General features: G+C 40.1%; 23 protein-coding genes and 2 pseudogenes. 8 read left to right on the top strand and 17 right to left on the bottom strand.

Translation table 11 applies throughout. The features are described 5' to 3' along the window. Window positions 1-2: 2 nt before the first annotated feature. Window positions 3-359 carry a dihydroneopterin aldolase gene (gene folB / locus ACT3RM_RS00855; protein ID WP_441835921.1) on the bottom strand — a complete coding sequence of 119 codons (357 nt, stop codon included), beginning with the start codon at window positions 357-359 and terminating at the stop codon, window positions 3-5. A gap of 232 nt (window positions 360-591) precedes the next feature. Here folB and plsY point away from each other — a divergent pair, with 232 nt between their 5' ends. Next, the gene (plsY, locus tag ACT3RM_RS00850; RefSeq protein ID WP_441835922.1) at window positions 592-1,200 is read left to right on the top strand and encodes a glycerol-3-phosphate 1-O-acyltransferase PlsY; all 609 of its coding nucleotides are present in this window, start codon (window positions 592-594) and stop codon (window positions 1,198-1,200) included. 19 nt (window positions 1,201-1,219) lie between these two features. Here plsY and tsaD read toward each other — a convergent pair whose 3' ends face one another. Genes tsaD through ACT3RM_RS00835 form a run of 3 tightly spaced genes read right to left on the bottom strand, consistent with a single transcriptional unit; the run spans window position 1,220 to window position 3,211 of the window. After that, on the bottom strand, window positions 1,220-2,233 hold the full coding sequence (gene tsaD / locus ACT3RM_RS00845; protein ID WP_441835923.1) for a tRNA (adenosine(37)-N6)-threonylcarbamoyltransferase complex transferase subunit TsaD: 1,014 nt from the start codon (window positions 2,231-2,233) through the stop codon (window positions 1,220-1,222). 38 nt (window positions 2,234-2,271) lie between these two features. Further along, the gene (locus ACT3RM_RS00840; RefSeq protein ID WP_441992758.1) at window positions 2,272-2,862 is read right to left on the bottom strand and encodes a YjaG family protein; all 591 of its coding nucleotides are present in this window, start codon (window positions 2,860-2,862) and stop codon (window positions 2,272-2,274) included. Further along, window positions 2,855-3,211 carry a putative signal transducing protein gene (locus tag ACT3RM_RS00835; protein ID WP_441835925.1) on the bottom strand — a complete coding sequence of 119 codons (357 nt, stop codon included), beginning with the start codon at window positions 3,209-3,211 and terminating at the stop codon, window positions 2,855-2,857. The genes ACT3RM_RS00840 and ACT3RM_RS00835 overlap by 8 nt, the downstream gene beginning before the upstream one ends. A 64-nt stretch (window positions 3,212-3,275) precedes the next feature. Here ACT3RM_RS00835 and ACT3RM_RS00830 point away from each other — a divergent pair, with 64 nt between their 5' ends. Together ACT3RM_RS00830 and ACT3RM_RS00825 are read left to right on the top strand one after the other, a co-directional pair. Beyond that, window positions 3,276-3,683, top strand: coding sequence for a DUF2721 domain-containing protein (locus ACT3RM_RS00830; protein WP_441835926.1), 408 nt, complete (start codon window positions 3,276-3,278; stop codon window positions 3,681-3,683). Between the two features lie 505 nt (window positions 3,684-4,188). Beyond that, window positions 4,189-4,825: pseudogene (locus tag ACT3RM_RS00825) on the top strand (2OG-Fe(II) oxygenase). A 23-nt stretch (window positions 4,826-4,848) separates the two neighbouring features. Here the strand turns inward: ACT3RM_RS00825 and ubiA are convergent. Both ubiA and ACT3RM_RS00815 read right to left on the bottom strand, forming a co-directional pair. Next, the gene (ubiA, locus tag ACT3RM_RS00820) at window positions 4,849-5,727 is read right to left on the bottom strand and encodes a 4-hydroxybenzoate octaprenyltransferase (protein WP_441834497.1); all 879 of its coding nucleotides are present in this window, start codon (window positions 5,725-5,727) and stop codon (window positions 4,849-4,851) included. Further along, window positions 5,724-6,266 carry a chorismate--pyruvate lyase family protein gene (locus ACT3RM_RS00815; protein ID WP_441834496.1) on the bottom strand — a complete coding sequence of 181 codons (543 nt, stop codon included), beginning with the start codon at window positions 6,264-6,266 and terminating at the stop codon, window positions 5,724-5,726. The genes ubiA and ACT3RM_RS00815 overlap by 4 nt, the downstream gene beginning before the upstream one ends. 212 nt (window positions 6,267-6,478) lie before the next feature. Here ACT3RM_RS00815 and ACT3RM_RS00810 point away from each other — a divergent pair. After that, a pseudogene (locus ACT3RM_RS00810) lies at window positions 6,479-6,731 on the top strand (hypothetical protein). Here the strand turns inward: ACT3RM_RS00810 and glpG are convergent. From glpG to ACT3RM_RS00780, 6 genes are all read right to left on the bottom strand, one after another. Next, window positions 6,728-7,549 carry a rhomboid family intramembrane serine protease GlpG gene (glpG, locus tag ACT3RM_RS00805; protein ID WP_441834495.1) on the bottom strand — a complete coding sequence of 274 codons (822 nt, stop codon included), beginning with the start codon at window positions 7,547-7,549 and terminating at the stop codon, window positions 6,728-6,730. The pseudogene ACT3RM_RS00810 and the gene glpG overlap by 4 nt on opposite strands. Further along, window positions 7,546-7,863 (bottom strand): thiosulfate sulfurtransferase GlpE, encoded by a 318-nt coding sequence (gene glpE, locus ACT3RM_RS00800; RefSeq protein WP_441834494.1) that lies wholly within the window; start codon window positions 7,861-7,863, stop codon window positions 7,546-7,548. The genes glpG and glpE overlap by 4 nt, the downstream gene beginning before the upstream one ends. A gap of 68 nt (window positions 7,864-7,931) precedes the next feature. Continuing rightward, window positions 7,932-8,957 carry an L-threonine 3-dehydrogenase gene (tdh, locus tag ACT3RM_RS00795; RefSeq protein WP_441834493.1) on the bottom strand — a complete coding sequence of 342 codons (1,026 nt, stop codon included), beginning with the start codon at window positions 8,955-8,957 and terminating at the stop codon, window positions 7,932-7,934. 52 nt (window positions 8,958-9,009) lie between these two features. Further along, the gene (locus ACT3RM_RS00790; RefSeq protein WP_441834492.1) at window positions 9,010-10,206 is read right to left on the bottom strand and encodes a glycine C-acetyltransferase; all 1,197 of its coding nucleotides are present in this window, start codon (window positions 10,204-10,206) and stop codon (window positions 9,010-9,012) included. 252 nt (window positions 10,207-10,458) lie between these two features. Further along, a complete protein-coding gene (gmhB, locus tag ACT3RM_RS00785; protein ID WP_441834491.1) occupies window positions 10,459-11,016 on the bottom strand; it encodes a D-glycero-beta-D-manno-heptose 1,7-bisphosphate 7-phosphatase in 558 nt (185 codons plus the stop codon). After that, a complete protein-coding gene (locus tag ACT3RM_RS00780; protein WP_441834490.1) occupies window positions 11,013-12,071 on the bottom strand; it encodes a glycosyltransferase family 9 protein in 1,059 nt (352 codons plus the stop codon). Before ACT3RM_RS00780 ends, gmhB begins: the two co-directional genes overlap by 4 nt. A 129-nt stretch (window positions 12,072-12,200) precedes the next feature. On the opposite strand from ACT3RM_RS00780, the gene ACT3RM_RS00775 reads away from it, so the two are divergent. Further along, the gene (locus ACT3RM_RS00775) at window positions 12,201-12,920 is read left to right on the top strand and encodes a 3-deoxy-D-manno-octulosonic acid kinase (RefSeq protein WP_441834489.1); all 720 of its coding nucleotides are present in this window, start codon (window positions 12,201-12,203) and stop codon (window positions 12,918-12,920) included. Here ACT3RM_RS00775 and ACT3RM_RS00770 read toward each other — a convergent pair. Continuing rightward, complete coding sequence (locus ACT3RM_RS00770; protein WP_441834488.1) at window positions 12,913-13,998, bottom strand: glycosyltransferase; 1,086 nt, start codon at window positions 13,996-13,998, stop codon at window positions 12,913-12,915. The two genes, ACT3RM_RS00775 and ACT3RM_RS00770, sit on opposite strands and share 8 nt — an antisense overlap. Then, window positions 13,995-15,068, bottom strand: coding sequence for a glycosyltransferase family 1 protein (locus ACT3RM_RS00765; RefSeq protein WP_441994527.1), 1,074 nt, complete (start codon window positions 15,066-15,068; stop codon window positions 13,995-13,997). The genes ACT3RM_RS00770 and ACT3RM_RS00765 overlap by 4 nt, the downstream gene beginning before the upstream one ends. A gap of 197 nt (window positions 15,069-15,265) precedes the next feature. On the opposite strand from ACT3RM_RS00765, the gene ACT3RM_RS00760 reads away from it, so the two are divergent. Next, window positions 15,266-16,774, top strand: a complete 1,509-nt coding sequence (locus ACT3RM_RS00760) for a capsule assembly Wzi family protein (protein ID WP_441834499.1) — start codon at window positions 15,266-15,268, stop codon at window positions 16,772-16,774. A gap of 103 nt (window positions 16,775-16,877) precedes the next feature. Here the strand turns inward: ACT3RM_RS00760 and hldE are convergent, their stop codons facing one another. Both hldE and ACT3RM_RS00750 read right to left on the bottom strand, forming a co-directional pair. Then, entirely contained in the window at window positions 16,878-18,317 is a 1,440-nt protein-coding gene (gene hldE / locus ACT3RM_RS00755; protein ID WP_441994525.1) for a bifunctional D-glycero-beta-D-manno-heptose-7-phosphate kinase/D-glycero-beta-D-manno-heptose 1-phosphate adenylyltransferase HldE, read from the bottom strand. Then, window positions 18,317-18,907 (bottom strand): D-sedoheptulose-7-phosphate isomerase, encoded by a 591-nt coding sequence (locus tag ACT3RM_RS00750; RefSeq protein WP_441834486.1) that lies wholly within the window; start codon window positions 18,905-18,907, stop codon window positions 18,317-18,319. The genes hldE and ACT3RM_RS00750 overlap by 1 nt, the downstream gene beginning before the upstream one ends. 190 nt (window positions 18,908-19,097) lie before the next feature. On the opposite strand from ACT3RM_RS00750, the gene waaA reads away from it, so the two are divergent. Both waaA and ACT3RM_RS00740 read left to right on the top strand, forming a co-directional pair. Continuing rightward, entirely contained in the window at window positions 19,098-20,381 is a 1,284-nt protein-coding gene (waaA, locus tag ACT3RM_RS00745) for a lipid IV(A) 3-deoxy-D-manno-octulosonic acid transferase (protein WP_441834485.1), read from the top strand. Then, window positions 20,378-20,938 (top strand): DUF1415 domain-containing protein, encoded by a 561-nt coding sequence (locus tag ACT3RM_RS00740; protein WP_441992760.1) that lies wholly within the window; start codon window positions 20,378-20,380, stop codon window positions 20,936-20,938. The genes waaA and ACT3RM_RS00740 overlap by 4 nt, the downstream gene beginning before the upstream one ends. 25 nt (window positions 20,939-20,963) lie before the next feature. Here ACT3RM_RS00740 and ACT3RM_RS00735 read toward each other — a convergent pair whose 3' ends face one another. Further along, a complete protein-coding gene (locus ACT3RM_RS00735; RefSeq protein WP_441834483.1) occupies window positions 20,964-21,296 on the bottom strand; it encodes a YdbL family protein in 333 nt (110 codons plus the stop codon). Window positions 21,297-21,298 lie beyond the last annotated feature (2 nt).

The following is a 21,298-nucleotide window of genomic DNA, read 5'->3' as shown; positions in this document are numbered from 1 at the left end:
CCTTAGTTTGCTTTAGCACGGGTGATCTCAACCCCTACCGTTTGCGCTTTAGCAACGGCAGCCGGTTTACTCACCCGAATCATCACTTGCGTGGTAGCAAACTCAGTTAAAATAATTTCTGCGAGTTGCTCAACTAGCGTTTCTAGTAACTCAACCGGTTTTGCGGTGGTATGGTCAATAACACGCTCACTCACTTTGGCGTAATCTAACGCAAGATTAATGTCATCGTTTGTAGCTGCGGGTTTAATATCGCAAAGCATTTCAATATCAAAATATAAACTTTGTTTGCTGAGCTTTTCAAAATCGTAAACACCTATGATAGTGTCAACCTGTAGTTGTGATATAAAAACCTTGTCCATGATGACTCCAACTTGCAAACTGTTTTAAACATCCGAGCTATAATTTAAATAAATAATCTTTATACACGAATACTGTGTTTTATTATACAAAAATTAACCATACAATAGCAGACCGGTACACCCATGTGTTGACAGGTTTGGATAACGACTATTTTGGTTAACTAGTAATGCCCAGATTTATTTTTGCGGCCAATGATAGCCGAAAAATGCAGATTAAAAAATAAGGAAGCGCGTGATAGCTGTTTTAATGTTAGTTTTAGCCTACTTACTGGGGTCGATTTCATCGGCTATTCTAGTATCTCGGCTATTTAGACTACCCGATCCACGCACTCATGGCTCTAATAATCCGGGGGCGACAAATGTTTATCGCCTTGGTGGTAAGCTACCCGCTGTAATGGTGCTTATTTTTGATATTTTAAAAGGCACGATCCCGGTGTGGGCCGCATACTTTTTAAAATTAGATCCACTTTTGTTAGGTTTAATCGGTGTTGCAGCCTGCCTCGGTCACATGTACCCGTTATTTTTTAGTTTTAATGGCGGCAAAGCAGTCGCAACTGCATTTGGTGCGTTATTGCCGATTGGCTTATCTCTTGGCGGGTTACTTATTTCAACATGGCTTATTATAGTTGCAATAACGCGTTACTCATCGCTGGCTGCTTTAGTAACCGTTTCGCTAGCGCCGCTTTACACTTGGTGGATAAAGCCACTTTATACCCTACCTGTTACTTTTTTAACGATACTGATTATATTCAGGCACCGCGCTAATATCACTCGCTTATTTCAGGGTCAAGAGCCGCGAGTCGAGGCTAAAAAAGCCTCGAAGGATGATACAAAGAGCTAAGCTACATAGTTCAAATTAACTATATAGCTTCTAAGCTATCTATTGGCCACCGCGGTTTAGTTTTCATATCTAAAGTTGCAAATTGTCCTGCTTTTAAACGCTGCATACCTGCATAGGCAATCATTGCGCCATTATCAGTACAAAACTCAGTACGCGGATAATAAACCTGCCCCTGCATACCTTGCATTACTCGTTCAAGCTGTGCACGTAACTGCACATTTGCACTGACACCCCCGGCAATAACTAAACGTTTGATCCCCGTTTTCTTAAGCGCACGCTTACATTTAATCACTAAGGTATCTATGACTGCGGTTTGAAACGCATGGGCGATATCTGCTTTGGTTTGCTCATCATCGTCGTTGTTACGAATCGAAATAGAAGCTGCTGTTTTTAATCCACTGAAACTAAAGTCAAGGCCGGGTTTATCGGTCATTGGCCTTGGGAAAATAAAGCGTTTGGGTGTACCTTGCTCTGCAAGTTTGGCAAGACGCGGGCCACCTGGGTAATCAAGGCCAAGTAATTTAGCTGTTTTATCAAATGCTTCACCAGCAGCATCATCAACAGACTCCCCTAGCACTTCATATTGGCCAATACCGGCTACTTTTACCATCATGGTGTGGCCGCCAGAAACTAACAGCGCAATAAAAGGGAATTCAGGTATATTTTCTTCCAACATCGGGGCTAATAAATGCCCTTCCATATGGTGTACGGCAACCGCTGGAATATCCCAACCATAAGCAAGTGAGCGCCCAATAGACGTGCCAACCAATAAAGCACCGACAAGGCCAGGCCCTGCGGTGTAGGCTATACCATCTAAATCTTCAGGACCACAGCCCGCCTGTGCAAATGCGGCATCAATTAACGGTAACGTTTTGCGCACATGATCCCGCGATGCAAGTTCTGGCACTACACCACCGTAGTCGGCATGTACTTTTACTTGGCTATATAATTGATGAGCAAGCAAGCCTTGTTCATCATCATAAATAGCGATACCGGTTTCATCACACGACGATTCAATGCCTAAAATCCGCACTGCTGTTTCTCCTTCTACCTTTTAATTCTTAGCAAACTTTAAAGTGTTAAACCTATATTAGTCTGCCCATCCGCGATAACGTGTTGTTTTAGCGCTTTAACATTTTCTGAGGTAATGCGCCCCATTTGTTCAACAAAGTCTATCAGCTCACCGAGTACGGCTATTTCATATTGCATTAGCGGGTGCTCGCGCACGGCTTTGTTATCAGCAAGTTCACCTTCTACTGTCATTTGATACTCAATAAAACGTGCGACAGTCGCTTGTGATATTTTACTTATACTGATGAATTCTTGCTCGTCTTTGGTCATTAAGCCATGCAATAGCCCTAACAGAGCCGTTGCGACATCTATCGCAGGGTATGTACCAAACATATCAAAATCAGCGAGTTCAGGCACATTTGGTTCAATTTTTTCGATTTGCTTTTCGAGGCTTATTTTACTTTTTGGTAGGAGTATTTTTTCCCAGCATAAATTTAAAGCACTGCGCAATGTTGCTTCATCACCAAACTCGGTCGCTTCACTAAATAAGCCATAATTAGGTAGCATACGTTCAATTAACGCAGCTGCTAATACCGCTTGCTGTAAATAGTTAAGCTCTCTAATTCTTTGGAAATTATTCGCTTTAGTCATTCTTTGGTGTCCTACAGGACCAACAAAAATCAAATGTTGACCCGTTATGCTCATTACAATTGGGACAAACCCAATCAGGAGCGGATTGTTGTACTTGTCTATAGTTTACCAATATTTCTGCCGCCTGGCGCTGTTTAATCGTAAAAACCTGCACTTTCACTTCAGTTTGATCAAGCGGGATTTCACCCACTGCTCCTTGCAGCGTTTCACCTAGTAACTGACACTCTACATTATTACTAATTAATAACCCTTTAACGATATTGGCCTCTACCACATTGGCAGCGCTATAAACTGTCACCCACGCAAAAGGAGCTGAATTTACAGACTCTTCATTATTATTTGTTTTCAAAGTAAACCTCTTTTACTATATCTAAGCTAGTATAAGCAAAGTAACTGTTATTTAGGAAAGAATCATGACCCTCACCACTCCAGGATTACTATTTCCTGCCATCTCGTTATTACTTTTAGCCTACACCAACCGCTTTTTAGTGTTGGCACAATTAATTCGTGGGCTCAATGACCGAGAAGGCGATACTATTCGCCCCTTAGTTGTGGCGCAAATTACTAATTTAAGAAAACGCATTAAACTTGTCAGAACCATGCAAGTTTATGGCGTTGCCTCTTTTTTATTATGCACCATTTCTATGTTCGCGTTATTTATTGAGTTCAAAACAACGGGAATTATTTTATTTGGAGTAAGTCTAGGCTGCTTGGCGTTATCCCTTTTAACATCTTTATATGAGATTCATATTTCATGTGATGCTATAGAAATTGAGCTTAGAAACATTGAAGAAAAACCACTCGCAAATAAGGCGGACTAAAATACAGTCTCGACACTCCAAAAGGCATAAATAAACTTGCCTATCGGATTCTATTAATCGTTGGTGATGGAGGCATTCAGCAAGTTAACAAATCGGAGAGCTTGCTTTAGTTTTGAAAATAAAGCTCTGCGCTTAGCGTTACGTACAGACAAATCCAATGAGTGCCATTACTTAGAAGCACTAATTACTGGAGTGTTTAGCCAACCATATAGCTTTTTGGCTGATATTTGATGCGCGAGAAAACCGTGAATATAAAAAAGCATGCCCTATTTAATGACACCCGGTGTCTAATAAATAAGCAATTGAACATAAAAACCAGTCACCAAGTCGTTGCTACAGAGCAGACAAAGCAATTGCTTTGGCTAATAGAAAAAGCAGCATCATCATTAAAAAGTTAATATCCCAGAAAAAATAAATTTAAAAACCTGATTTATTGAGGTTTATAAAACTCGCTTTTATCAATTTTTAGGCTAAACTAGCGACCCCTCAATTATTAAGTACCTAGATGAACGCCCGTTCTATTTCAGAAATCTATTTAGATGATATTGAAAGCCGCGGTTATACCGTCATACACAATGCCATAAACAAACCGCTATTAGCGAGGTTAATGCTTGACTGTTACCGTATTAATCCTGACTTTAGTTTGGCGGGAATTGGTCGGAAAAATGAGCTACAAATTGACAAAACTATCCGTAATGATAAAACTTTTTGGTTTGACGGTACAAGTGATGCACAACTTGAATACCAAGCACTGATGGAGCAAATTCGAATCACCCTTAACCGTACTTTCTTTTTAGGGTTATTTGATTACGAGTGTCATTATGCAAAATACCAACGAGGTGACTTTTATAAAAAGCATTACGATGCTTTTAAAGGCCGTTCTAACCGTGTTTTTACAACTGTGCTATATTTAAACACTCCGCCTTCTGGCGTTAAGCTAATAATTTATAAACAAAGAAGTAGAGAAGTAGAGAAGTAAAGAAGTAGAAATTAGTATAAGCCCGCAAGCTGGCACATTACTAATGTTTGAAAGTGAATGCTTTATGCATGAAGTATTACCCGCGGTGGACGAGCGTTACTCTATTGCAGGCTGGTTTAGAAAAAACACCTCAATCAGCGGGATTATCGACCCGCCAAGATAGCTTATAATAAAAGTTTACTTTTATTATAAGCTAAGTGGCAATGACGCCGCCAAACCAACAAACACAACCAACCCGACATAGTGATTATTTAAAAATGCTTTAAAGCAACGAGCTTTATCACGATGATGTATTAAGTATTGCTGATATACCAAGAATCCACCCGCAACAATAAGCCCTAACCAATATGGATAACCAAGTGTATAACTATGCCCAACATAGGCAAGTAAACCAATAAACGTGCTGTTAAGCATAAAAATAATGTGGCGATCATAATCGCCAAATAAAATAGCCGTAGACTTTACGTCAATTTTTAAATCGTCATCTCTATCGACTATGGCATACATGGTGTCATAAGCCACAGTCCAAATAACATTGGCTAAAAATAAAAACCAGGCTACGACAGGCACATTATTACTTACTGCCATAAATGCCATAGGAATAGCCCAACTAAATGCAGCCCCTAAAAATACTTGCGGTAAATTTGTATAGCGCTTCATAAATGGATAGCAAAACGCCAATGCCAGTGCTGCGAATGATAAAAGTACGGTTTGCCAGCTCAATATCAACACTAAACCAAATGCAATTACAATTAACAGTATAAATAAACTGAGCGCTTCACCACTACTAACAAGCCCCGTCGCTAAAGGTCGCTGATTGGTACGAGTCACCTCACCATCAACTTTTCGATCAGCATAGTCGTTGATGACGCAACCGGCACTACGCATTACAAACACCCCCAAGCTAAACACAATAAAATGCATAAAGCTTGGTATACCATCGCTTGCAAGCCAAAGCGCCCAGTAAGTAGGCCAAAGCAAAAGCAATGTGCCAATTGGCTTATCAGTACGCATGAGCTGCTTATAATAGGGAATATTTTTAATCTTTAACGCAGTGAATTTCATAAGTAAATGTATGCTCCAGGTAAGAATACTTCGGCAACTAAAAACTGGCTTTGTTTTAATGAAAATATACTGCGCCTCCCCCATAAGGGAGTCGTATTTTGTTCTAAACTGGACTGAAACTGCTGAAACTGCTGGCTGTCAAAATAAGCAATTTCAATATCGATTCGACTAAGCTCTGGGTGTTGAAAAATAATATCACCTAGCGGTTTATCTCCTAAGCCCAACAATCGTTGTTGCTCCATTGCAGAGCTTATTGGTAGCCAACTTTGTGCATATACCATTGCAACATCATCACATAATAGTAAAACCTCACGATTCATTGCATGGCTGCATGAGCAATTAAGCAGTCGCTGTTGATGCTCACTTAAAGCAAAGCGCTGCTCACTGAGCACTTCAACAGCAAAAGTGGCTGCGTTTGATTTTAATTTAGCGGTTAGAGAACCCGGCTCAAGCAGCCAGTCTCGTTGGACTTTTGATAAGTCAGCGACGCTATGACCTAGTTGCCAATTTGCTTTGAGAGAGAGGGGAAATCTGTTCACGATAACTCTTTATAATAACAATCACCTAAATAATACCATTGCGGTGACACTTGAAAAAGTGGTGATTAAAACAAATACTATTCTCAGCCTGCTTTTAATTGGTATCAATTCTTAACGTATAAACTCATACATATATTACAATTAATACTGGGCTTTGAATTAAATATGATGAAAACCACCTACACTACATTACTTATTACTGCCTACTCGCGATGAGTTTTACAGCGAAGAGTAAGCCTACTGTAGACTACTTTGGCTTTAAGCTTTAAGCCTGACATTATCGCCAATTACCTTGGCAACAATAATAAAAAGCTCGATCATTTACGTATTAGCGTTGATCTTATGCTCACTGATATGAAAAAAATCGCTAATATTGAGCACCACACACCATTTTTACGTGATGCCTTTGTCAATATTATATCAAAAGAACGCGAAGTATTATTTACTAAGTACTTGTATCACTAAGCTGGTTTTTTATTAAACAAGTGTGTGGTAAGCCCATAGGCCATACCGCCAATTAAACCACCTAAATGAGCCCAATTTGCCATATTTACAGGAAGCATATTTACAAAACCAAGTACAAGCCAAATAAGCATAAATCCTACAACACTATTCGTAACTAATGGCGGTTGTTTAGGATTAAGTAAACTATATACCCAACAAAAACCGAGCAAACCATATACCACGCCGCTTAAGCCGCCAAAATTAGGGCCAACCAGTAAAAACTGTACCCAATTACTGATAAAAGCAGTTACTAAAAACAATCCCACTAAGGTTAACTTACCACTATATTTTTCTATGTCATTGCCTAATGTCATCCACCAAATTAAGTTAAAAATTAAGTGGATAGCACTAAAATGTACGATGGCTGGGGTAAACCAACTAAGCGGTTGAGCTGGGTTAAACTGCAATAGTGCATAAATTTTTTCAAACCCGCCCAATAGAAATGCTACAAAAATAGCAATAGATACGAGTGTAACGGTACGGTTTAACCAGCTTAGTGCTTTAAAGCGCGCTTTAATATTAAACGCTTGCCCCTGATAACTAAGTGAAGACTCAGTACTGCCAACTTGCCAAGAAGCCTCTTGATAACGAGCGTGATGAGGGTTTTCTGCAAACTCTAGCCATAGCGGCTTTACTTGATGAAAGTGCTCTGGCGTAATACTAATGATCACCTTTTGACCATCTGTAGAACGCAATTCACCTACTAAGCCTTTACTTTTAATATAATCGATAAAGCCTTGAGCAGCACGGGGGTTATTGATACTACCAAGCTCGATCATTTTTCAACCAATTCCGGTAATTCAGTTTGCCACTGAGTAAAACCACCATCCATACTGTACACATCTTCAAAGCCTTGCTCTACTAGGTAGTTAGCTGCACCTTGCGAGCTCATACCATGGTAACAAACAATAATAATTGGCTGTTCAAAATCCTTATTCATCATAAATTCGCCAATATTGGCGTTTGATAAATGCTCAGAGCCTGAAATATGCCCTGCTTGATAAGAATTAGGATCACGAATATCTGCTATCACCACACCTTCTTGTTTCAGCAATGCTTGCGTTTGTGTAATCGAAATATGTTTAAATGCCATTACTGCCTCTTGAAAATAAATAAAAAAAGCGGCATAACGGCCGCCTTTAGCTACCTACTATTGGAAGTTTAATTCCAATTAAGAATAACTTTACCTGATTGACCTGAAATCATCATATCAAAGCCAGCTTGGAAGTCATCTATTGAGTACTGATGGGTAATAATTGGCTTTAAATCTAACCCAGATTGAATAAGGCTGGCCATTTTATACCAAGTCTCAAACATCTCGCGACCATAAATACCTTTAATCACTAAGCCTTTAAAAATTACTTGATTCCAATCAACAGCCATATCTGACGGTGGAATACCTAACATGGCAATTTTACCGCCATGGTTCATATTATTAAGCATACTATTAAATGCAGAAGGAACACCTGACATTTCAAGGCCAATATCAAAGCCTTCGGTCATACCGAGCTCTTTACTAATATCTTCAAGCTTTTCATTAGCGACATTCACGGCGCGTGTTGCGCCCATTTTACGCGCTAAGTCTAAACGGTATTCGTTCACGTCAGTTATCACGACATGACGAGCACCTACATGTTTTGCTACTGCAGCGGCCATAATACCAATGGGTCCTGCTCCAGTAATAAGTACATCTTCACCAACTAAATCAAACGATAATGCAGTATGTACAGCATTACCAAACGGGTCAAAAATTGACGCCAGTTCGTCGCTGATATTGTCGGGAATTTTAAAGGCATTAAATGCCGGGATCACTAAATATTCAGCAAAGGCTCCCTCACGGTTAACCCCTACGCCGGTGGTGTTACGGCATAAATGCACACGGCCCGCGCGGCAGTTACGGCAGTGGCCACAGGTAATATGACCTTCGCCTGAAACTCGGTCACCTATAGCAAATCCACGAACTTCTTGACCCATATCAACAACTTCACCCACATATTCATGGCCAACAACCATAGGTGTAGGAATCGTATTTTGTGCCCACTCATCCCATTTATAAATATGTACGTCAGTACCACAAATAGCCGTTTTACGAATCTTAATCAATAAATCGTTATGGCCTACTTCTGGTTTTGGCGCATCGGTCATCCAGATGCCAGTTTCTGGTTTTAATTTAGATAATGCTTTCATCAGTCACACTCAATTAAACAAACCGCAGCTAGCTGCGGCTTACAAAAAAAATTTAAATTACGCCCATTTCTTTACCAATGCGGGTAAAGGCGTCAATCGCGGTATCAAGTTGCTCAATGGTGTGCGCCGCAGAAATCTGCGTACGAATACGCGCTTGCCCTTTAGGCACTACCGGGAATGAGAAACCAGTTACATAAATGCCTTCTGCCAATAGCTTATCAGCCATTAGCGATGCAACTTTAGCATCACCAAGCATCACCGGAATAATAGCGTGATCTTTACCTGCGCAGGTAAAACCGACGGCTTCCATCTGCTCACGAAAATACTTTACATTGCTCCACAATTTAGCGCGTAGCTCACCACCGTTATTAAGCATTTCAAGTACTTTGATTGATGCCGTTACAATTGATGGCGCTAGTGAGTTAGAAAATAAATAAGGACGCGAACGTTGGCGTAACCACTCAACAATCTCTTTTTTACCTGAGGTATAGCCGCCCGAAGCGCCGCCAAGAGCTTTACCTAAAGTACCGGTCACAATATCAACGCGATCAATCACATTACAATATTCTGGCGTACCTTTACCGTTTTCGCCAACAAAACCAACAGCATGAGAGTCATCAACCATGACTAACGCATCGTATTTATCAGCTAGGTCGCACACAGCCTCAAGACTGCAAATAACACCGTCCATTGAGAATACACCGTCAGTGGCGATAAGTTTTGTTTTAGCACCCGCTTCATCGGCAGCAATTAGTTGTTTTTCAAGATCGCCCATGTCGTTATTAGCATAACGAAAACGCTTTGCTTTACATAAACGTACGCCATCAATAATTGACGCATGGTTTAATGAATCTGAAATAATTGCATCATCAGGGCCTAAAATTGTTTCAAATAAGCCGGTGTTCGCATCAAAACATGAAGAGTATAAAATGGTGTCTTCAGTTTCTAAAAACTCAGATATTTTTTGCTCAAGTGTTTTATGAATATCTTGCGTACCGCAAATAAAACGCACAGACGCCACGCCAAAGCCGTGATCGTTTAGACCTTGTTGCGCAGCATTTATTAATTCAGGGCTATTTGCTAAACCTAAATAATTGTTGGCACAAAAATTAATAACCTTATCGCCAGAAGCAACTTCAATTTTTGCTTGCTGTTGCGAGGTAATAATACGCTCATTTTTATATAGGCCTTCGGATTTAATTTCTTCAATTTGCTGTTGTAGCTGGTTAAAAAATGCAGATGCTCTCATCTGTAACCTCCAAGTTATTGAACGGGTAAGTAGGCATTATTAATGCTCGCGGCTCATCATTGTGTCTATTGTAAGAGTTTAGCCAAATAAATGCACTGTTTGTAGCTAAGTAGGTATAGTTAAACTGACAACTTAAGCTGCCAGTCTATACCCTACCCACCTCAAGATACAGAGTTCATAGCTTCACAAGGGGTTAAATATCAAGGCGTTGCCTTATAAGCATGGCAGTATTAATTATCGGTATATTCTCAATTAACTAGATAAAATAGTCGGTAGATCAGCAAGGGAATCAAAAATATAATCCGCAACTTTAACTGTATGCTCATCAAAGCTTTGCCCTGTTCGAACAAGTACCCGAGTAGCTATATTTGCAGCACTTGCAGCTTGCATATCACTGAGCTTATCACCCACCATAATACTAAGCGCAGGATTTATATTGTGCTCTTTTATGCCTTGATACAGCATACCGGGCGCTGGTTTACGACAATCGCAGTCTTGTAAATATTCAGGCAGTGCTTTTTTAGGGTGATGCGGACAAAAATAAACGTCAGTGACCGGCACATCATTTTTAACAAATTCACTAATCATCCACTTAGTTAATGCATGAAAGTCCGCTTCTGTGTAATACCCACGACCAATTCCAGATTGGTTAGTCACGATGATTAGTTTAAAACCAGCCTCAACAAACGCTTTACAAGCTGAAAATACGCCGGGTACAAACTCAAATTTATCAGGCTGATAAACATAACCATGGTCGATATTAACGACCCCATCGCGGTCTAAAAATAGGGCTTTATTAATATTTTTCATAACTGCTCTTTTTTCACGACTAAATTAAATATTGAGGTAACATCGTCAACCGTAATTTGTGACATTAAGTCTGCGCCTTTAACACGGATCCCCCATGGTAATTCGGCTGCGGTTTTTCCAGTTTGCTTAAGTAGATTTTGATGATAAACCTCAACCACATAATCTTGATATAAATAAGGACCTGTGCGTTTTGGGTTAGAATGTGCGTATAAACCAATAACCGGCGTACCAACAGTTACCGCCATGTGCGCAGGCCCTGTATCTGGCGCCAAGACCAAGGCCGCACGCTTTAATACACACAGTAATTCTTTTAATTTAGTTTTACCGACTAGATTTAAAATAGGTATTTTAGTGCTGGCAATAATTTGCTCACTTAGTTCAACTTCAAGTGGAGTCGGTCCGCCAGTAATAACCACTGTAAAGCCTTGCTGATGAGCATGCTCTGCAAGTAGCGCATAACGCTCAGGTAACCAGTTACGCTCTTTTTTACTCGCTGCGGGGGAGATAACAAAAATACGTCCGGCTAAGCGCTCTGTACCGAGTAATTCATCGGCGCATTTTTGATCTTGCTCCGTATATGGCATTTGCCAGCTTGGCTGATAGTCGGTGACTCCTATCGCCTTGGCAAAACCTTTAAACCCTTCAAGCACGTGTGACTCAGGCTCCGCTGCAATGCGTTTATTAATAAACAAACCATGTAACTCTTTTGAGCGCGCCCAATCAAAACCTATTTTTATTTTTGCCGGAATACAGCGCGCAACTAAATTGGCCCTCAGTGCTACTTGCATATGCAGCAACACATCAAAAGTATGCCCTTTAAACTGCTGTTTTAATTGTTGATAAGCTGCTTTACCTTGCTTTTTATCAAAGACCACCAGCTCAACACCCGGTAAATCAGCAAGTAGCATTGCTTCAACTTTACCAACCACCCAAGTAATTTTGGCATCTGGATAGGCCTTTTGAATTGCTTGCACAGCCGAAATACCATGGCAGACATCACCAATAGCTGAAAGCCTTAAAATACAAATATCTGAATAACGAGGTGTTTGGCTCACGGGCGCCCTTTGCATTGTAATTAACTAAGCTTTGATCTTAAATTAACCACTCACTTTTGCAAGCACTTATGCTTAATCTCAAAAATACGATACTATTAGTGCTAACATTCGCAGGTATTGAATTTCATTATGTTTAATCAGCACACTATTAATCAACACATCATTTTAAGCCACCCCGAATATAGCGCCGAAATTAGCTTAAACTGGTTTGACGCTGATTACTGGCAACAGCAAGGTCAAATTGTTGGCGCAAAAAAAGGCCGTGCTACAGCGTGGTTTTTTAACTACCACGAACTTACCGCTGTGCTCAGACATTACTGGCGAGGTGGGCTAGTTGGTAAGTTGCTCAGTGATCAGTATATTTTTTTAGGACTTGAAAAAACTCGTGTTTACCGTGAGTTTTCGCTAATGGTAAAACTTTGCGAACTTGGCCTGAATGTACCTAAACCCATCGCAGCAAAAATCACCCAATCAGGGCTAATTTATCGCGGTGATATTATTACGCAAGCAATTAATGGTGCACAAAGCCTGCTTGATGTATTAGTTACTCGTCCACTCACTGAGCAAGAGCTTATAAAAGTTGCCAACACCATTGCGCAGTTTCATAACCATGGCATTTATCACGCCGATTTGAATATTAATAATATTTTGTTTGATGAAACAGGTGTAGTTTACATTATTGATTTTGACCGCGGCAAAATAAAAGCCCCCGATACCCGATGGCAACTAGCTAATATGGCCCGCCTTGAACGCTCATTTAATAAAGAGCAAAGCCGTAATGAAGTGATGCATTGGCAACAAAGTAATTGGCAACAGCTATCAAGCTATTACCAGTCTAAAATTAACTAGCAAGTTTCAAATACTGCTTAACAACTGGTTCGGCAGTTACTTTTTTTAAAATATCAGCATCAAGAACATTAGGCTTATCTCTATGTACTTGTTCAATAGCATTAGCTAGCTCATCAGGTGACTGAATAGGAACTAAGTACTTAGCAAGAGCGTTTGTCAGTATTTCTTTAGGGCCATGATTACAATCAGTACTCACCACAGCAGTGCCGACTGCCAGCGCTTCAATTAACACTGTAGGTAGCCCTTCAAAATCTGAGCTGAGGACCAACGCATCGGCTCTTTTTATCCATTGATATGGGTTTTGTTGAAAACCGGGTAAAACCAACTGCTCAGCAATACCATATTGTTGCGCCAATTTAAGTGCTTTCGCGGGCTTATTACACAGCAGAACCAGCTTATAGCGCTTATCTAACTGAGCAAAAGCTGCAAACAATATATCGTGCCGTTTTTGTTTTGCTAGCCGCCCCACGTGGATTAAATAAGGCGAATTAGGAATAGCACTATTCTCTTGCTCTGCTAGCTCTCTAATTGCTGGTATATCAAATGGGTTATAAATTGTTGTAATAAATTTTGGCTCAATAATGTTGCCTTGAGTTATTTCTTCTTCAATCCCTTTTGAAACACATATAAGCGACTTATCAGATAGATTTCTCTTACTTTTTTTAAGGTATAAATGAGCAAAAGGGCCTAATTTTTTCTGCCTTGCAAGCTCTCCCTCAACTGAGTTATGAATAACATAATGCACATTTTTAATGCTACTTTGTGATAGCAGATTGTTACTTCTGTCAAGATTAGACAACACAACATCGAACTCACCATAGTTTTGTTGCTCTGCTGAAAACCAACTTTCAAGTTTTTTGATGCTGGCTTTTTTATGCCAAAAACGATCAACTTTAGAAGCTCTATGGTTAAATAAAAAAGCCACTTGGATAGTACTTGCGATATCATATTCAATACTATTAGCTAAAGATAAAATAGTCACTGTATGCTCTTGGCGTACTAGTTCTGTCGCAAGTGTAAGCATAACCTTCTCCGCCCCACCACCGACTAAGGAATCAATAACAATCGCTACTTTCAATTTTTATCTCCAAATAGCATTGTTTCTAAAGCACTGAGCATAATCGCTTTCCCTTGCATATTAGGTTGTATAGCAAGCTGCGTTAATTGTAACTTAAGATTAGTGGGTAAAAGTAAGGCTTGTGCTTTTTCGGCTAAGTCATTCGCCGTTGTTTTAGCTACAACAACAAGCCCTTCATCTTCACATTTAGCTAAACGATAAGGTTGATCTTTAGAAATAGCAGAAGCAACTGTCGGCACATTGAGTATAATAGCTTGTAATAGGCTATCTCCCGCACTTAACACAGCGCACTGAGCGCCTTTTAATAAAGTAATAAACTCATTACTCGACAAGCTTTTGAGCACTAATAGTTCATCGTTTTCTGGTAACTTTTTAGGGTAGTTGGCCCCTAATACAACAACACCTTTGAGCCCTGTTTTTTTAGTAATTAGCCTTGCAGCTGCTAAGTAAATATCTGCACACAATTGATTACCAATAAGGTGTCCACCAGAACCAGCATTAACTAAAAAATAATTATTTTTTTGCAGTTGAAAACGGCCTAAAAACTCACCTTCCTGCGGCTTATTTAAATCATTGAAATACGCGCCAACATTTTCAGGTACCGTTAATGGCAGCATTTTCAGCATGAGCTTTTCTTTAAAACTTAAGCCTTCTAAACAAAAGTCTGGCTGCACCACCCAGTGTTTATCTATTAAGTTAATACGATTAAGTTTTAGCCCTTTCGCTCTTTTTTTAGCATGCTGAGATATAAACACCACTTTTGCGCCCACGGCTTTGGCTTTTTTCATTTGACTAGAGCGTCCTGCGCAGTCAAAAACCACTACATCAGGGCGGTAAGTATCTATTAATGCATTTACTTGTTGATGTTCTTTAGTCGCTGAGTGCTCAAGTAACGTCACAGAAAAAGGGCATGAAGCAGCATAGCTAGTATGTTTATTTAGCACAAAATGGATCGTTAAATTGTTGGGGTATTTCTCATTTAATGCCTGTGCGATTGATAACGAGCGCACGTACTCACCAATCCCTTCTGGTGATGATACGGGAATAAATAACAGCCGCTTTTTTTCCATGCTAATCTCTAATGTCTCTTTAATGGGGATTGTATGCAAATTCACTCCTTTTTACGATAACACTTAACCACCCATAAATTGAAATTTTACTGTATTCATAACGAGAAATTGGTAAACTCAATGCAACTTGAATTGCAGGGAATTGAGCATTGCATAATAAAACTTTTCTTTTTTGTACGCTTACATCATTACTTAGTATGCCACTCGTCGCTGAACCATGGGTTAAGCCAGACGATTATGGGCTAAGAGCTGATATACAAAGACTCGCTGATGCCGGGGTTATCAATAGCCCAGTAACCACTTACCCGCTGATGTGGAAAAGCTTTATTGGCGAAGTACGCAGCATGCCACTAGAGAAGCTATCACCTTCCTTACAAGATGCAATATTACGCGTAAAAAATCGTTACAGCTCAGAAAATAACAGTGCTCATAACTTTCACGTTGACGCTTATGTGAGCTCCGATACTCGCACGGTAACCAGCTTTGGCGCAGCCAACACACAAGAAACGGAATTGCTAACATCCTACAGCTATATGGGTGAAAATTTTGCGGCCAAGGTTGCGGTTAACCATCGTGACAATGGCAAAAAATGCTATGTTACAGGTAAAACTCAAACTGATATTGCAAGCAACGAACAAGCATTAGAAGACTGCGATGATACTTCATTTGATCACAGCTATATCGCTTACCGTTTGGGAAATTGGATACTAAGAGCTGGCGCTATTGAACAGTTCTGGGGTCCAGGTGTTGATAACAGTTTAATTATGTCAACAAATGCAAAACCACTCCCTGCACTGAGTATTACTCGTGAGCAATCGAGCGCTTTTGAAACTCCGTGGTTAAGCTGGATAGGCCAATGGAGCTTTACTAGCCAGATGGCAGAGCTTGAATCTAATCGGGCCATCCCTGATGCACTCCTTTGGAGTAGCCGTTTAAACTTTCGTCCTTTACAACAACTTGAAGTAGCATTTAGCTGGTCAGCACAATGGGCAGGTGAAGGACAGGCTAGCTCAGGAAAAGACTTTTTTGAAATGATCACCGGTGGCACATATTGCATTAATGGCGAGGAAAACTGTGATAGTCAGCTTGAATCAAAATTAGGCAATCAATTAGCCGGTATTGATTTACGTTGGTCTGACACTTTATTTGAGCAACCTTATGCTTTTTATATCAGTGCTATAGGTGAGGATGCTAGTAGCTACTTTAAACCCGCCGATCGCGCTTATTTAGCAGGTATTGAAACTACAGCTAGGTTATTTGACCAAAATCTAATGTTTAACCTTGAATATATTGATACCGGTGTAAGTTGTACTGCGGGCTTAGAGAATCAAAACTGCTACTACGAGCACTCAGACTATAACTCTGGTTACCGCTATCATGGTAAAACCATAGGTTCGACTTATGATAATGACAGCCAGTCTCTAGTTTTTACCGCATTAGGGCAGCTTAGTAATGGTGATGACTGGCAAGTTAAACTTCGCCAAGTTGACTACAACAACGACAATGCAGACCGTTACCCCAGTAACCCTGATTTAGGAAATACCATTACGAAACAAGCACTCGATAGTAAGCAATTAGAGCTTCGCTACAGAATGCTGGCATTTAATGGTCGTTTAAGCTTAGGTGCACTTACGGCTAAAAATAAAGCAACAAATGAGAGCAACACCGACACCTCTGGATTTCTCAAGTATGAGTATAACTTTTAGTCCTTAACTTTTAGTCCTTAGTTTCTAAACTTTAACTTGAATGCAACTCTATAAAAAAATCGACCCGTGGGTCGATTTTTTTATATTTAAGTAATTTTAAAAATTAACGTTTAATTTTACTGATCACTTTTGAAGTCGAGCAGCCATTTAAGAATTCTAGTACTTCTACTTTTCCACCATGGCGAAGCACATGCTCAGCACCTGCTATCTGCTCTATGGTATAATCGCCGCCTTTTACCAATACGTCAGGACTAATTTTTTCAATAAGTTTAGCTGGTGTGTCATCTTCATCTACGGCACCAAAAGGAAGCACCCAATCAACCGATGCTAAAGCACTTAATACCATCGCTCGCTCATCAAGCGGGTTTATGGGTCGCTCAGGGCCTTTTAACCGCGTGATTGACTCATCGTTATTGAGCCCTACTACCAAACGATCGCCACGCGCCTTTGCCTGTGCTAAATAACGTACGTGACCAGCATGTAAAATATCAAAGCAACCATTAGTAAAAACAATAGTTTCACCATTTTGTTTCGCAAAGTCAATATGCTGGAGTACATCATCAAATGGGGTTTGATAATGCTCCCCCGTTTTTTGTAAGTATTGACCAAGTTTGCGGCTAAGCTCTTCTGGCGATACAGTTGCAGCGCCTAATTTACTAACTGCAATACCGGCTGCTAGATTAGCCACTTCAACAGCATCTTTGGCTTTCATGCCCGCACCAAGCATCACTGCAAGCGTTGCAATAACTGTATCACCCGCGCCGGTTACATCACTTACTTCTAACTGCTGCGCTGCAAAATCATACTTTTCATCAGCACTTATTAGTGACACCCCCTGCTCAGAGCGTGTTAATAACATTGCGACTACACCGGCATCTTTAATAAGCTCACGCGCACTGTCAGCTAGGCTTTGCTCTGAACCTGCTTTACCACCGGCAAGCTTAAATTCATTTAAGTTAGGCGTAATATAATCAGCACCGCGGTATAAGTTTAGATCTGAAGATTTAGGGTCAATCAACACTGTTTTTCCAGCACCTTTTGCCACCTGAATCATTTTTTGAATCAGGGTTAAAGAGCCTTTACTGTAATCAGAAAACAATACAAAATTATACTCATCCAGCACTAACTCTAAGCGATTTAATAATAATTGGCTGTGTTGCTCTGTGAAGGTTTCTTCCAAGTCTAAACGCACTACTTGCTGATGGCCGCTGATCACCCGCATTTTTGAAATAGTCGGTAAATCACAAACACTAACTAACTGCGAGTCTATACACTCATCGCCCAAAATAGCTTCCAGGATTTGGCCGCTTTCATCTTCACCAATTAACCCAAGCAATCCAACTTTACCATCTAAACGAGCAATGTTTTTTGCCACATTCGCTGCGCCACCGGCTTTATCTTCAAACTTACTGACTTTAACAATTGGTACGGGGGCCTCTGGTGAAATACGTCCAGAGTCACCATGCCAATAGCGGTCAAGCATCACATCCCCCACCACAAGAATTTTTGCCTGTGATAAGTTTTTAAGTAGTGCTAAATCCATTATTGCTGCTCCGCCACAACCATATCTATGGCTTCACAGAGCCAATGACCAATAAACATATGTGCTTCTTGTATACGCGCAGTTTCATCATTTTTAATAATAATAGGTAACTTGGCAATATCTTTCACTTTACCGCCATCACGACCTGTAAATGCAACAGTGTAAGCACCAATTTCGTTGGCTGCAGCCAGCGCTAAATTAATATTTACACTAGTCCCAGAGGTGGTTAAGCCAATCACTAAATCTTCTGGTTTACATAACGCTTGTACTTGACGTTCAAACACCGTGTCAAAATGGTAGTCGTTACTGTGCGCGGTTAAAATAGAGGTGTCGGTGGTCAATGCTATAGATGCCAATGGACCACGTTCTAATTTATAACGTACTACAAATTCAGCGGCTAGATGCTGCGCGTCGGCTGCACTTCCACCATTACCAAACCAAATGACTTTACCACCAGCTTGTAATGCACTGTGGCATACTTCAAGTAACTGCATAACATCGGGATGATAGATCTCCATCGTTTCAAATAATTCTTGATGGCGCGTTAAGCTTTCTAGGTAGCTGGTTGCTACAGAATCAATATCAGACATGAAAGTTCCTCTTTGGAATCAAAATGGCAGGAAAAATTAAATTCATTATTCCATAAATTTATTTACTTGTGTGCATTTTATCGTGTTTTACTGAACTGATGATGGATAAAAAGCGATTTATTTAGCGCTATGCTTGGAAAATACATTTATCAGGTTAAACTAGCACAATTAACACTTTCAAAAGTATCTGATGGCACGTTTTTTCTACTCGCTCGTTATTTATCTACTCAGCCCGTTGATTATTTTTTATCTTTATATGATCAGAGGTAAAAAGAACCCAGCTTACCGGGAGCACTTTACTGAGCGCTTTGGTTTTGTGACTACTAAAAATACACCTAAACAAAATACTCAACCCGTTATTTTTCACTGTGCTTCTGTAGGTGAGGTTTTAGCGGCCACACCACTTATCAAAGCATTACAAATAGCTCAGCCAACGTTAGCTATAATGATTACTTGCAATACACCAACAGGGCGTGAGCAAGTAATTAATAATTTTAAAGACTCAGTGCAAGTAGCCTACCTTCCTGTAGACTTTCCTTGTGCGACCTGGCGTTTTTTAAAGCGCATTAATCCACAGATATTATGTATTTTAGAAACTGAGTTATGGCCAAATTTAATGACGCAGGCTTTTAAGAAGCAAATTTCTGTGCTGGTGCTTAATGCACGACTATCTGAAAAATCCCAGCGTGGGTATAAAAAAGTACAACCGCTAACCCGTGTAATTATGAATTCTATAACGACTCTTGCCAGCCATAATGAAGAAGATGCAAAACGTTTTATTGAGCTTGGTCTGAAAGAATCAAAAGTAACTGTTACCGGCTCGATAAAGTTTGATATTACCCCCTCAAAAGAACAACTAGACAAAGTTACCAACCTAAAAGAACAGTATAAAAATGAGCGTTTTATTTGGGTGGCAGGCTCAACTCATCCTATTGAGCATGAGCTAATATTAGCCGCACATCAAACTCTTTTAAACACACAGCCTAATGCATTACTGGTTATTGCACCGCGCCATCCTGAGCAATTTGATAAAGTCGCTAAGCTACTTGAAGAAGCCGAACTTACTTACTGCCGCAGAAGTACTAATCACTTGCCATATAAGAAAGAGCAAGTGCTCTTAGCTGACACCCTTGGTGAGCTACAATGCTTATATGGCATGGCTAACATTAGCTATATTGGCGGCAGCTTAATTGAGCGCGGTGGTCATAATCCTTTAGAATCCGCGGCCTTTAATGTTGGGGTTTTAAGCGGGCCACATACTTATAACTTTAATCACGTTTATCCAGAGCTAATTGCGCTTGGCGGCTGTTTAATTGTCAAAAATGTCGATGAACTTAGCAAGCAATTAATTACACTTTGCCAACAACCTGAACAAATTGAAAACCTTGGCACGCAAGCCGCAAGGTGCGTCAACAATAATCAAGGCGCAATTGCGCGTACACTTTCTATTATTAAGCAAAGTTTAAAACTATGACTAATTCAACTTCAACGCTTGCTGAGCGTCAAACCCGCGAATGGGTATCTAGTGTTATTGTAAAATTTAACTTTTGTCCTTTTGCCCGAAAAGAGGTTGAAAACAACTGTATTCATTATCAAACAAGTACTGCTACCCGTGCTGATGATGCTGTAATGGAAATGCTTGAGCAATGCAACGAGCTTGATCAGCAACAAATGCGTGAAACTACATTACTAATATTTGAGCAAGGGTTTAGTGACTTTGATGAGTTTCTAGATTTAGTCGATTTAGCTCATGCTCTTTTGGTTGCCCAGGGGTTCGAGGGGAAATATCAAATAGCTAACTTTCATCCAGACTACGTATTTGCTGATAGTGATGACGCCGACGCGGCCAACTATACAAATCGCGCGCCCTACCCCACTTTGCATTTAATTCGTGAAGCGAGCATGAGCGAAGCACTTGAAAACTATAACGAGCCCGAGTCCATTCCTGAGCACAATATCAGCCTAGCAAGGCGTAAAGGGATTGATTTTTGGCATACCTTATTAGCAAACTGTAAAAAGCCGAGAACTTAACTCTCGGCTTATATAAATCAACTAATTACTTTTTAACCCACTCGCCATTCACTTCAATAAAGTGACCTGATTGGGTTTTTTTAATAGTTTTTGCAGCGGCTAACGCCTCCACCTGTGCTAAAGATAAATCGTTCTTTTTAGCTAATTTCAAATATTGCGCTTTACGCTTTTCATTGATTTCGTCAACAACTGCTTTTGCCTCTGCATTTTGTACTACAAGACCTAAATAACCAGAGCTATCTTCGCCAACTAAGCCTTGGTCTTTTGCATTATCTAGACTAATTGCCCACGCTGAAAACGATAAACATACAGCGCTTAATAGGGTAATTAAATTTAGCTTTTTGTTTTTAATAGTCATTA

The sequence above is a fragment of the Pseudoalteromonas sp. AOP7-A1-14 genome (assembly GCF_052376275.1).
Lineage (GTDB): Bacteria > Pseudomonadota > Gammaproteobacteria > Enterobacterales > Alteromonadaceae > Pseudoalteromonas.
This window is presented reverse-complemented; position numbering and strand designations above follow the sequence as displayed.

Excerpts from the sequence above, each read along its gene's own strand:
- folB (WP_441835921.1), bottom strand. The coding sequence starts at position 359 with ATGGACAAGGTTTTTATATCACAACTACAGGTTGACACTATCATAGGT.
- ACT3RM_RS00840 (WP_441992758.1), bottom strand. The coding sequence starts at position 2,862 with ATGACTAAAGCGAATAATTTCCAAAGAATTAGAGAGCTTAACTATTTA.
- ACT3RM_RS00830 (WP_441835926.1), top strand. The coding sequence starts at position 3,276 with ATGACCCTCACCACTCCAGGATTACTATTTCCTGCCATCTCGTTATTA.
- ubiA (WP_441834497.1), bottom strand. The coding sequence starts at position 5,727 with ATGAAATTCACTGCGTTAAAGATTAAAAATATTCCCTATTATAAGCAG.
- glpG (WP_441834495.1), bottom strand. The coding sequence starts at position 7,549 with ATGATCGAGCTTGGTAGTATCAATAACCCCCGTGCTGCTCAAGGCTTT.
- glpE (WP_441834494.1), bottom strand. The coding sequence starts at position 7,863 with ATGGCATTTAAACATATTTCGATTACACAAACGCAAGCATTGCTGAAA.
- tdh (WP_441834493.1), bottom strand. The coding sequence starts at position 8,957 with ATGAAAGCATTATCTAAATTAAAACCAGAAACTGGCATCTGGATGACC.
- ACT3RM_RS00790 (WP_441834492.1), bottom strand. The coding sequence starts at position 10,206 with ATGAGAGCATCTGCATTTTTTAACCAGCTACAACAGCAAATTGAAGAA.
- gmhB (WP_441834491.1), bottom strand. The coding sequence starts at position 11,016 with ATGAAAAATATTAATAAAGCCCTATTTTTAGACCGCGATGGGGTCGTT.
- ACT3RM_RS00775 (WP_441834489.1), top strand. The coding sequence starts at position 12,201 with ATGTTTAATCAGCACACTATTAATCAACACATCATTTTAAGCCACCCC.
- ACT3RM_RS00765 (WP_441994527.1), bottom strand. The coding sequence starts at position 15,068 with ATGGAAAAAAAGCGGCTGTTATTTATTCCCGTATCATCACCAGAAGGG.
- ACT3RM_RS00760 (WP_441834499.1), top strand. The coding sequence starts at position 15,266 with ATGCCACTCGTCGCTGAACCATGGGTTAAGCCAGACGATTATGGGCTA.
- hldE (WP_441994525.1), bottom strand. The coding sequence starts at position 18,317 with ATGGATTTAGCACTACTTAAAAACTTATCACAGGCAAAAATTCTTGTG.
- ACT3RM_RS00750 (WP_441834486.1), bottom strand. The coding sequence starts at position 18,907 with ATGTCTGATATTGATTCTGTAGCAACCAGCTACCTAGAAAGCTTAACG.
- waaA (WP_441834485.1), top strand. The coding sequence starts at position 19,098 with ATGGCACGTTTTTTCTACTCGCTCGTTATTTATCTACTCAGCCCGTTG.
- ACT3RM_RS00740 (WP_441992760.1), top strand. The coding sequence starts at position 20,378 with ATGACTAATTCAACTTCAACGCTTGCTGAGCGTCAAACCCGCGAATGG.
- ACT3RM_RS00735 (WP_441834483.1), bottom strand. The coding sequence starts at position 21,296 with ATGACTATTAAAAACAAAAAGCTAAATTTAATTACCCTATTAAGCGCT.